Genomic DNA, 380 nt, shown 5'->3' with positions numbered 1-380 from the left:
CGCGGTCACTGACGGGACGTTCATCGGCCCGGAGTGACAATGAGCAGTGCCACACGTGCTGGTCCATCTCGACATCGTTGATCCGCTTGTTCAGGTCGATCTCGCTGGCGACGAGGACCGCGGACTGGTCATTGAGCTGCGCGTCCCCGAACCAGGCCATGATCGTCGGACTACCGGCTACAAGGTGCGGGTCGGTGTGCTCGTTACTCTTCCCCGGACCGACCAGGTACTTCATCAACCCGACGGTCCGGGAGCCCTTCGTGATGTTCGGGATCACGGCTTCAACTCGTACATCTTCGCTTCGATCTGACGCATCAACTGACGAGTCTCCTGCATCGCTGCAACGGCGTAGTCCTTGACCTCGCCGGTTGCGTTCGCAT

Annotated in this window: 1 protein-coding gene; it reads right to left on the bottom strand. The window is 60.5% G+C overall.

The features are described from left to right. Nucleotides 1–277: hypothetical protein (locus I6F16_RS37800; protein WP_225174817.1), on the bottom strand; the 277-nt coding region annotated here is incomplete at its 3' end. Nucleotides 278–380: the final 103 nt, after the last annotated feature.

The sequence above is a fragment of the Bradyrhizobium sp. IC4060 genome, from assembly GCF_020193715.1.
In the GTDB taxonomy this organism is placed as follows: Bacteria; Pseudomonadota; Alphaproteobacteria; order Rhizobiales; family Xanthobacteraceae; genus Bradyrhizobium; species Bradyrhizobium yuanmingense.
This window is presented reverse-complemented; position numbering and strand designations above follow the sequence as displayed.